We start from the raw sequence: 9,585 nt of genomic DNA, 5'->3' as shown, positions 1-9,585 counted from the left end.
TCGTCTGCGCGTCATGCGCTTATTTGGGGATGGACGGTAGCGAATCAGGAATCGATTGACAAGGGCATCGCGCCCTAAATCAGACGAATCGCAACTATCTATTGTGTTTTCGCAACGCTTGACAATTTCTTATATTCAGTCTTGCTATTCGTTTCCGTGCTTACCGTTAAACTCACGCACGCGGCGACCATTAAAGACTGCTGACAGGCAACAAACTCAGCGCATATAAGGAACGAACGGCTGTCATGGTGCAAAACCTGTCTGAGGCTCGATACAGCATGGCGGAGAGGGGCGGCCGTGACCTGGCCAATGAGGCCATCGATCTGCCGCTGCATGCAGCGCCGTCACCGCGCCTCGTTCGCCAGGACACAGCGCGACTGGACTGCCTGATCACGGACGTTGACGAGAAGATCGGCCGGCAACTCGATGAGATCCTGCATCGGCACGACTTTCAGCGGCTCGAAGCAGCATGGCGCGGACTGAAGTTCCTCGTCGATCAAACGGACTTCCGCAAGAACGTCAAGATCGAGGTGCTCGACGTGTCAAAGGATGCGCTGCGGCAGGACTTCGAGGATGCGCCGGACGTCATACAGAGTGGCCTGTTCTGGCACACGTACACCCAGGAATACGACACGCCGGGCGCCGATCCCATCTCCGCACTCATCTCGGACTATGCGTTCGACCACGGCCCGCAAGACATGGCGCTGCTGCGCGATATCTCGAAGGTGTCGGCTGCGGCCCACATGCCGTTCATCGGCGCGGTTTCGCCGCAGTTCTTCGGCAAAGCCTCGATGGAAGAGGTCGCGAGCATTCGGGATCTCGGCGAACACTTCGAGCGCGCTGAATATCTCAGGTGGAAGACGCTACGCAAGTCCGAGGACGCGCGCTATCTGGGGCTGACGTTGCCGCGCTTTCTGGCGCGGCTACCCTATGGACCCGACACCACGCGCCCCGACACGGCACGGGCGCCCGCGTTCAACTATGTCGAAGATGTCGAAGGTGGCGATCAGCGTCGCTATCTGTGGGCGAACGCTTCGTTTGCCTTTGCGACGAACCTGGTGCGCAGCTTCATCCGCAACGGCTGGTGCATCCAGATTCGCGGACCGCAGGCGGGTGGCCTCGTCGAAGCGTTGCCCACGCAACTCTACGATCTCGGCGCAGGACGTCTGGGCAAGATTCCCACCGAAGCGCTGATCGCAGAGACGCGCGAGTTCCAGTTCGCCCATCTCGGTCTCATCGCGCTGTCGCACTACAAGAATCACGACTATGCGTGCTTCTATTCGGCGCACTCGGTACAAGAGCCGGAGACGTTCGACACCAAGGAAGCGAGCGCCAACAGTCGCGTGAACGCACGCCTGCCGTACATCTTCCTGCTATCCAGGATCGCGCATTGCCTCAAGATGATTCAGCGCGAGAACATCGGCACGACCAAGGACCGGCGACTGCTTGAGCTGGAGCTCAACACCTGGGTGAAGACGCTTGTGACCGAAATGACCAAACCGGGCGACGATCTGCAAGCCGCTCACCCACTGCGTGACGCCCGTGTAGAGGTCGAAGACATCGACGACAACCCCGGGTTCTTCCGCGTGAAGCTCTTCATCGTGCCGCACTTTCAGATCGAGGGCATGGAAATCAATCTCGGGCTGATCTCGCAGATGCCCCGGGCGAAGAGTTAGCCGAATCTCATTCAAGCGACCTTGTAAGCGTGGTCAAGCGCGTTTGCGGGGTCCAGCCTCACCATCTCAATTCCAGATCAACCATGAAAATAACCAGACCGCTATGGGCACAGGGCGTGTTCATGACGCCCCAGCACTTTCAGCAGCAGGCAATGTGGGAGCAATTCGCCAACGCGCGTATCGCGGAGATGGCCACCCCCGATCCGTGGGGCGTGGTCCGGGTAGCGATCGATTCGCAGGCGCTTGGCGTCAATCGCTTGCAGTTCACGACGCTTGCGTTGCGGCTGCCGGACGGTACGCTGATTGATTCCGACACCGCCGACTGGCTGCCCTCGGCGCGCAGGCTCGATGACGTGCCCACGCAGCACGATGCCATCACGGTGCTGGCGGCGGTGGCGCTCGTCGATGCGCAGGGCAGCAACTGCATCGAGTCCGGCGAGAAGCCGGCGCGTCCGCGCCGTTTCATCCGCGAGTATTTGCACGTGGCCGATGTTCATGGGGAAGGGAAAGAAGAGATCAGCGTCGAACGCCACGTTGTGTCGCTGTTGTTCGATTTCGAGGAGGCCGGCGACTATGTGACGTGTCCGGTAGCGCGACTCATCCGCAACGCGCAGGGCCGCTTCGAGCCCGATGCGTCGTTCGTGCCGCCGTGCCTGTTCCTGTCGGCGAACGAAACGCTGATCGCACGTCTCAAACGGTTGTCGGAGATTTTGAGCGCCAAGAGCGCGAGCCTCGCGGTGCGTCGACGCGAGCGTTCGGACCAAATCGCTGACTTCGCGGTCGCCGACGTATCGCTCTTCTGGCTGCTGCACAGCGTCAACAGTTCGTGGCCAGAACTCGCGCGTCTGGTGCAGGCGCCGGATCAACATCCGGAGCGGCTCTACGCGCTGCTGTCGCGGCTTGCCGGGTCGCTGCTGACCTTCTCCACCACCGAGACGCTGCAAGCGATTCCGGCTTACGATCATGCAGCGCCCGAACCCGTGTTCGCGGAACTGGAGTCGCTGATTCGCAATCTGCTCGATACGGTGATTCCGTCGCGTGTGGTGCCGATCGCGCTGGAACGCGTACGCGGCACGATGTGGACCGGCCAGATCAACGAGGAACGGCTCGTCGAAGGCGCCGATTACTACCTTTCCGTGCAGGCGGCGATGCCGGCGCACGCACTTATCGAGCAGTTTCCGCGTCTGTGCAAGGGCGGTGCGCCCGATGAGGTCGAGCAGATCGTCAACTCGGCGCTCTCCGGAATTCCGCTCAAATCCATGTCGCGTCTGCCGGCAGCGATCCCGGTACGTGTCGAGAACCAGTACTTTGCGCTCGATGCGGCGCACCCGGCGTTCAAACGCATGATCGACGCGCGGGCGTGCCAGTTCTACGTGCCGGCGTCGATTCCGGAAGTGTCGATTGAACTCTACGCGGTGCTGCCGACATGAACGCCGCGAGTGAATGGCTACCCGTCGCGCTACGTGACACAGCGCTTACCGTCGCGGACCTGAGTGACGCCGACAGACGCCCGTCCGCCGTCGACCTGCTTGAGGAAGGCAAGAAACAGATGGCGCGCTTACGTGCGGAGCTTCAGATGCGTGGCTTGCCTCCGGACGTGATCGAGGATGCGGTGTATGCGCAATGCGCCCTGCTCGATGAGACCGCGCTGCGCAGCTTTGTGGGCACCGAGCGCGATACCTGGGAGCACAATCCGTTGCAACTCGGACAGTTCGACAGCAACGATGCCGGCGAAGAACTCGTGCGTCGCATCGAAGGACGGCTCAGCGGTCCGCGACCGGTGCGGCTGTTGCTCGAAATATTCGCCGCCGTGCTGGATCTGGGCTTCACGGGGCGCTTCGCGGTCGAGGGGCAGGATGCGCGCGCCCGGCTCCGACAAGCCATCGACGATCGGCTTGGGGTGCGGAAATCGGATGACGATGACGACGCTTCGATCATCGTGAAGGCAGCCATCAAACGCCCCTGGACGAGCCGGATTTCCCCGCTCACGTGCATCGCGCTGGCCTGTGTGGTCACGGGAATCGTGTGGATCGCGATCGATACCTGGCTCGATGCGTCGATCGCTCTTATGGGACGTTGAAAGAAGGAAGGCAGATGGCACACACAGGACCGGGCCTCTTTGAACGCATCACGGGCCATTTCACCGATGGCACGGCGATCGATGACCACACACCGGAAGCGCAGACGTTCTATTCCGTGCAGGACAACATCCAGCGCATTCTCAATTGTCGTCGCCAGGCGCTCGCGCATTTGCCCGAGTATGGGCTCGACGATTTGTCGGAAATTTACCGGCACTTGCCGGCGTCAGCGCATCGCTTGAAAAGCGAGATCGAGGCGACGCTATTGGAGTACGAGCCGCGACTGAGGTCCATCGACATCGAGATCAAGAAGCCGGAGCCCGGCATGTTGCTGAGCTTCACGATGGCGTGTCATCTGCGCCGCGAAGGGCTCGTGCGCTTCGGCACGGACTTCACGCCAGACGGACAGACGCGGTTGCGGATGCTGAATTCGACGGTAGATCAGGATTGACCACAGATGGTCAATCCGAGAAACGCGATTGAACAAAGGAGTCGCCGCAATGGCAAAAATGATCGCCTTGAAAGGCAACCTCACAACCACCGGTGGACGCGTGCTGGATGGCGACGATTCGATGCTTGATGACGGGCAGCCGATCGCGCGTCACATGGGTCTCGCCTCGTGTCCGCGTTGTGGCAAGAACGGGCAAATGCTCGGCACCGCGGTGAACTGGGGGTTCGGTGCTTCGCGCGCTGTCGCTGACGGCGATATTGTCATGTGCGAGTGTCCAAGCGGCACCAATCGGGTGATTGCGCGTTCGACGATTTTCGATAGCTGAGCCGAAACGCAGCTTGCGATGCGATCGCGAGCGCAGAGAACGTGCCTCCGGTCACGCCCGAACCGATCACGGCAAAAAGCGGTTTCATTGCGTTCTGGCAAACCAGCGCGGCTGGCGCGAAAATCAGCAGCCGATCGAGCGGCGTGCGGCTCGTCTCATCCATCGAACGCGCGACCAAGACGCTGCGCAGCAAGAGCGCGGCGATGATCGTCCTCGACATCGACGAATTCAAGCGCATCAACGACGATTTCGGTCATCCGACAGGCGATGCGGTCATCCTCGGCGTCGTCGGTTGCCTGCGGCGCATCGTGGGCGAGCGAGGCTTCATCGGGCGGGTGGGCGGCGAGGAGTTCACGGTGCTGTTGCCCGGTCATGACCCGGACAGCGCCGCGCTGCTTGCCGAGCGCATGCGGGAAGCCATCGGCGAATCGCTGGTCGTGCCGCCGGTCGATCGCAGCATCACGGCCAGCTTCGGCGTCAGCAATAACGCAGCCGGCACCGGCTTCGACACCGCGTACGGCCTCGCCGATGCGGCGCTGTACCGCGCCAAGCGGGGCGGTCGCAACCGCGTGGAATTCGCCGACCAGTAAGCCGATTCCCGCCGCAGCGTTCAAACGTCGAACAGACGCCTGTTTCGACGCCTTCTCGCGGCATCGATTCCGCGCCGCGCTGCGCATACTCAAGTCCGGCAGATACCTCGACACCCTGCATCTTTGACCGGACCACGAACATGGCTTTCCTCGCATTTCTCGGCACGCTGGCATTCGTCGCTGTCGTATCGCTCTCCCTGATGGCAGTCTGGGATATCTTCCTCCCGCGCCCGGCGAAGCTCGCGCGCGCGAAGCGATCGGCCGAATACGTGCGTGCGCGTTCGTCCAGAGGCTCCTGATCGCGCACGCCGCTCCCAGCGGGCGGCGGGCGCGACGTGCAGCCCCTTCGACAAAAGTGCTTCAACAGGCAGTTACGTGCAAAAGGTAAATGGCCTTGCGGCTCGCCTCCGCCCGACTAAAGTCCTAAGTGTTCGAAACGCATCCGATACCCTCATGCTGTTCTACCATCACGGAGCCGCTGTGCATCCCTCCGCGGTGCGGATGGGGAATGCGTTCGTCGCGCGCGTGATTGTTCGGAAGAAAGAGGGTGGGGTCAACTCGCTGGGGAACCTCGGCATTTTCGCGAGCCGGGCCGCCGCGGTGCAGTTCGCGATCCGGTCCGGGATCGCTTTCGTCGACGACCGTCCGCTGCCCGCCGCGCCGTTTCGGCGATCCGACGTGCACTTGCAGGAGCGTTAAGGCGCGGCCCCGCTCTGGAGCAGGCGCTTCAACCGCGTCACCGCTTCGTCGGATTCGGACTGTATCGCCCCTTTCAGCACGATCCAGTTCACGAAAGCGAACCATAGCGATGATGCGCGATAGCTGAACTCGCGGACGAAGCGAGTACCGTTCGCCTCAGGCGTGAGCGTGTAGGTGACGGTGCCGGCGGGGCGGCCGTCCATCACGCCGTCGATCGACCATCTCGCGGGAAAGGTTTTGACGCTGACGGTCCATACCACGCGGCCGCGTCGGCCCGCGACGAGGAACTCCTCGACGACCTGCTCGCCCACATCGAGCGGATGGCCGGTCTTCCCTTGAACCGACAACGACGAAGGATGCCATTGCGGCCAATGCGCCGGCGTCGTGACGAAATCGAACACGTCCGTGGGCGCACGTTGAATCGCGGCGACGCTGACGATCCGCGTATCCGGCAACACGCCGCGCGGCAACGGAATGAAGAGCACGGCAACGATGGCGAGCACCGCCGCCAGAATAGCCAGGACGTATCGTGCGCGCGTTCTCATGATCGTTCGTGCTCCGCAAGAACTACGACTCGCATATGAAGCTGGAGATGATCATGGAATTCGAGTACGAGCAGTTTCGCATTAACGCAGCGTGTCTCGAGGAGGGCGGCCACTACTATGCCCGCGCAAAAATCTTCCACCGGTCTTCGGACGATGACAATGCCCGCGAAGTGAAATGGTCGGGCGACATCGGCGACTATCGAAGCGACGCCGATGCTGTGGAGGCAGCCCGGCAATGGGCGGTCAAATGGTGCGACGAGCACAGGACCTGACGCCTTCGACGCCGCGACGCGTTACGAGGACGCGAGCACGAAATCGAAGTGGGCCGCCTTTCGAGCGCCGTTGTCGTCGACGGTCATCAGAAGCCGGCGATCGAACAGCGAGTCGCGGGCGTTGCGCTGTTCGCCAGGAAAGTACAACTGGGTGACGAGCATCGCCCCGTTGGGCGGTTGCACCGTGACATGAAAATGCCGCGTGCGTCCCGGATAAGCCCCCGGCACGATAGTCTCGAGGCGGTAGCGTCCCTCGCTGTCGGCGAACTGATGACCGCGCAGCCGGAACCCATCCACGTCGTACTCACCGGCATTATCGGCCTGCCAGAAATCGAGCAAGGCGCCGGGCACTGCCCTGCACATCGAGGTCCACACGCGTCCGCTCAGGACGATCCTCGTTCCATCGATGCCCGGTTCGAGCAGCGATGCGCGCTGCGGCGAGTGCGGCAGAAAGAACGGACCCGCCGTCTGCGGCCGCGTCGGTTCGTGTCCGTCGGTGCAGGCGGGTGTCGCTGAAATTTCGTTGGCCCGCCCCGCGTTCGCATGCCCGAAAGCCATCAGCAGCAATGTGGACGGCACCGCGCAGGACCTGCGAAGAAAATCGCGACGTCCCAGCCCTGCACTTCGTATCCGCATGATGGGCGCTCCCTGCTTTTCGCTCGATCGGCACGCCGCCCAAGCCAGCGTCCCGTGTCGTCATGGTAAGCCGAAAAATTCCGCCTCGATCCGCCGCTGCATTTATTTATACCTCCATTCCGAATCCAGACGGTTTCATCTCGGCATGCTGACGCTAAAAGAACGCGCGCACGACAGCGCGATCGTGTCGCAACTCGCGCCAGAACCCGGCGAGTTCGTCGTGCGCAAGAACGTGCCGTCGGCGTTCTTCGGCACGTCGCTCGCGGCGTGGCTCGCGATGCGCGGCGTGAAGACGCTCGTCGTCGCGGGCGCGGTGACGAGCGGTTGCGTGCGCGCCAGTGTCGTCGACGCGATGCGGTATGGCCTGCGGCCCGTGGTGCTTTCCGATTGCGTCGGCGATCGCGCGCTCGGACCGCACGACGCGAGTCTCTTCGATATGGCGCAGAAGTACGCGGCGGTGATGTCGTCGGACGAATTGCTCAGCCGCGCGCGTCGTTCTCCGGCAGGCAACTGAAGGAAACCGTCGAGGTCTGCTCTTCGAGCGAACGCACGCCGCTCGTCGCTTCGGATCGGATCGCGACGCGTTGCGAGCGCTGCTTGCAATAGTCGGTGGCCGCGTTCATCGCGGCATTGCGCGCGGTCACCCACGACATGCGCGTGCCGGTCGCCTTGCCCGTGACCGTATACATGTTGGGCTGCGCGCCGGCCGTGACGCCGTTCGTCGTGCCGCACGCGGCGAGCAATAGGGAGAATGCGAGCGCGATCGCACCGGACGCGCGCCGCGTGCGAGCGATTGATCGTAAGGAATCGGACATACGTATGGACCGTGAATTTTGAGATACGGCCCGAATGGTACAAGCGCCTGCGAATTTCTTCACAGATCAGAGGAAAGGCGCTGTGTTGTCGGGTCCGTGATGAGCGGCTACAGCGTGGGCTGCGCGCCTTTTCACGATCGACCGTCTAGATGTTTCGATGTTTCCGCTCAGGCCTGAGCGATACGATCCAGCAGGCGCTGCAAGCGCGAATGCTGTGACGGTGCGAGGCCGGGCGTAGACAGGGTCTGCACGACGCGCCCGCGCCAGTACGTCTTGGAGAAGAGTGAATTCGCGCCTTCGGGGCTCAGCACGTCTTCGAGATGTTCGATCGCCGAGTCGAGATGGCGGACGCTACAGCGTGGCGTGCCTGCGCCGAGGTTGTTCATGGCACGGTTCATCGGAAGAGCAAGAGTGTCGAGTGAAGAGCGAATCGATGCGCGGGAACGCGATGTCCCGCGCGTGAAGATCGTGACGCGCGGGCGGCGGTCCGTCGACGCCCGCGCGACACGATTCAAACGTCAGCACATGTGCTGGCCGCCGTTGATCGCGATGTTCGATCCGGTGACGAAGCCCGCATCTTCGGAGCACAGGAACGCGACGAGCGCCGCGACTTCCTCGGGCTTGCCGAGACGGCCGGCCGGAATCTGCGGAATGATCTTCGTGTCGAGGATTTCCTGGGGAATCGCGGTCACCATTTTGGTCGCGAGATAGCCCGGCGAGATCGTGTTCACCGTAACGCCCTTCTTCGCGACTTCGAGCGCGAGCGACTTCGTGAAGCCGTGCATGCCGGCCTTCGCCGCCGAGTAGTTCGTCTGGCCGATCTGGCCTTTCGAGCCGTTCACCGACGAAATGTTGATGATGCGGCCCCAGCCGCGCGACACCATTTCTTCGCAGACGGGCTTGGTCATGTTGAAAACCGAGTCGAGGTTGGTGCGCAGCACGGCGTCCCAGTTCACCTTGGTCATCTTCTTGAAGGTCGTATCCTGCGTGATGCCGGCGTTGTTCACGAGGATATCGATCGGGCCGACTTCGGCGCGAATCTTCGCCACGCAGCCCTGCGCGGAATCGTAATCGGCGACGTCCACCGCGTACGCGCGGAAGTTGCGGCCCTGGCGGTCCATACTCGCGAGCCATTCGGCGGCCTTCGCATTGCCCGGCGAATGCGTCACGACGACCGCATAGCCTGCGTCGTGCAGCTTGATGCTGATGGCTTCACCAAGGCCGCCCATGCCGCCCGTCACCACTGCGATTCGCTTTGTCATGCTGATACTCCTCGTTATTTCTCTCAGGTTTATGAAGCTCGGAATGGCGCCAGCGCTGCCATGTTGCCTCGACGCCCGTTATGTTTTGATGTCGCGTCGAGCCGGATTTCAGCGGCGCCGGCTTACTGCTCTTCTAGCGGACGTTACGGACGCTCGAGCGCCAGCGCGACACCCATGCCGCCGCCGATGCACAGCGAGGCCAGGCCCTTCTTCGCGTCGCGCTTCTGCATTTCGTG

14 protein-coding genes and 2 pseudogenes are annotated in these 9,585 nt (G+C 62.3%); 10 read left to right on the top strand and 6 right to left on the bottom strand.

The window, feature by feature from the left end:
• Window positions 1–245 precede the first annotated feature (245 nt).
• The 8 genes and pseudogenes from tssC to AWB75_RS35465 all read left to right on the top strand — a co-directional run bounded on the left by tssC (window position 246) and on the right by AWB75_RS35465 (window position 5,819).
• The gene (gene tssC / locus AWB75_RS35495) at window positions 246–1,676 is read left to right on the top strand and encodes a type VI secretion system contractile sheath large subunit (protein ID WP_087087181.1); all 1,431 of its coding nucleotides are present in this window, start codon (window positions 246–248) and stop codon (window positions 1,674–1,676) included.
• 83 nt (window positions 1,677–1,759) lie between these two features.
• Entirely contained in the window at window positions 1,760–3,106 is a 1,347-nt protein-coding gene (gene tssK, locus AWB75_RS35490; protein ID WP_087087180.1) for a type VI secretion system baseplate subunit TssK, read from the top strand.
• Entirely contained in the window at window positions 3,103–3,756 is a 654-nt protein-coding gene (locus tag AWB75_RS35485; RefSeq protein ID WP_061128609.1) for a DotU family type IV/VI secretion system protein, read from the top strand. The genes tssK and AWB75_RS35485 overlap by 4 nt, the downstream gene beginning before the upstream one ends.
• 14 nt (window positions 3,757–3,770) lie before the next feature.
• Complete coding sequence (gene tssE / locus AWB75_RS35480; RefSeq protein WP_061128608.1) at window positions 3,771–4,205, top strand: type VI secretion system baseplate subunit TssE; 435 nt, start codon at window positions 3,771–3,773, stop codon at window positions 4,203–4,205.
• Window positions 4,206–4,254: 49 nt separating this feature from the next.
• Complete coding sequence (locus AWB75_RS35475; RefSeq protein WP_061128607.1) at window positions 4,255–4,530, top strand: PAAR domain-containing protein; 276 nt, start codon at window positions 4,255–4,257, stop codon at window positions 4,528–4,530.
• Window positions 4,531–4,691: 161 nt separating this feature from the next.
• Window positions 4,692–5,120 (top strand): annotated as a pseudogene (locus AWB75_RS35470) (GGDEF domain-containing protein); the annotation flags it as partial.
• A gap of 140 nt (window positions 5,121–5,260) precedes the next feature.
• Window positions 5,261–5,419, top strand: coding sequence for a hypothetical protein (locus AWB75_RS37920; RefSeq protein ID WP_159462847.1), 159 nt, complete (start codon window positions 5,261–5,263; stop codon window positions 5,417–5,419).
• 154 nt (window positions 5,420–5,573) lie between these two features.
• Complete coding sequence (locus tag AWB75_RS35465; RefSeq protein WP_061128606.1) at window positions 5,574–5,819, top strand: hypothetical protein; 246 nt, start codon at window positions 5,574–5,576, stop codon at window positions 5,817–5,819.
• On the opposite strand, the gene AWB75_RS35460 is transcribed toward AWB75_RS35465, so the two are convergent.
• Window positions 5,816–6,364, bottom strand: a complete 549-nt coding sequence (locus tag AWB75_RS35460) for an SRPBCC family protein (protein WP_061128605.1) — start codon at window positions 6,362–6,364, stop codon at window positions 5,816–5,818. The genes AWB75_RS35465 and AWB75_RS35460 overlap by 4 nt on opposite strands.
• Before the next feature lie 53 nt (window positions 6,365–6,417).
• Here AWB75_RS35460 and AWB75_RS35455 point away from each other — a divergent pair, with 53 nt between their 5' ends.
• Entirely contained in the window at window positions 6,418–6,636 is a 219-nt protein-coding gene (locus AWB75_RS35455; RefSeq protein ID WP_061128611.1) for a hypothetical protein, read from the top strand.
• Between the two features lie 21 nt (window positions 6,637–6,657).
• Here AWB75_RS35455 and AWB75_RS35450 read toward each other — a convergent pair whose 3' ends face one another.
• On the bottom strand, window positions 6,658–7,215 hold the full coding sequence (locus AWB75_RS35450; protein WP_235012422.1) for a dioxygenase family protein: 558 nt from the start codon (window positions 7,213–7,215) through the stop codon (window positions 6,658–6,660).
• A 199-nt stretch (window positions 7,216–7,414) separates the two neighbouring features.
• Here AWB75_RS35450 and AWB75_RS35445 point away from each other — a divergent pair.
• Window positions 7,415–7,786, top strand: a pseudogene (locus AWB75_RS35445) (isochorismatase family protein); the annotation flags it as partial.
• Here the strand turns inward: AWB75_RS35445 and AWB75_RS35440 are convergent.
• From AWB75_RS35440 to AWB75_RS35425, 4 genes are all read right to left on the bottom strand, one after another.
• Window positions 7,752–8,087: a hypothetical protein gene (locus tag AWB75_RS35440; protein WP_061128603.1), complete on the bottom strand. Its 336-nt coding sequence runs from the start codon at window positions 8,085–8,087 to the stop codon at window positions 7,752–7,754. The pseudogene AWB75_RS35445 and the gene AWB75_RS35440 overlap by 35 nt on opposite strands.
• A 167-nt stretch (window positions 8,088–8,254) precedes the next feature.
• Entirely contained in the window at window positions 8,255–8,473 is a 219-nt protein-coding gene (locus AWB75_RS35435; protein WP_061128610.1) for a hypothetical protein, read from the bottom strand.
• 132 nt (window positions 8,474–8,605) lie between these two features.
• A complete protein-coding gene (phbB, locus tag AWB75_RS35430; protein WP_061128602.1) occupies window positions 8,606–9,349 on the bottom strand; it encodes an acetoacetyl-CoA reductase in 744 nt (247 codons plus the stop codon).
• Between the two features lie 143 nt (window positions 9,350–9,492).
• Window positions 9,493–9,585: hypothetical protein (locus tag AWB75_RS35425; RefSeq protein ID WP_143281732.1), on the bottom strand; the 93-nt coding region annotated here is incomplete at its 5' end.

It is taken from the genome of Caballeronia catudaia, assembly GCF_001544755.2.
Classification (GTDB): Bacteria; Pseudomonadota; Gammaproteobacteria; order Burkholderiales; family Burkholderiaceae; genus Caballeronia; species Caballeronia catudaia.
The sequence above is the reverse complement of the archived record's forward strand: the minus strand, read 5'-3'. Positions and strand labels throughout refer to the sequence as shown.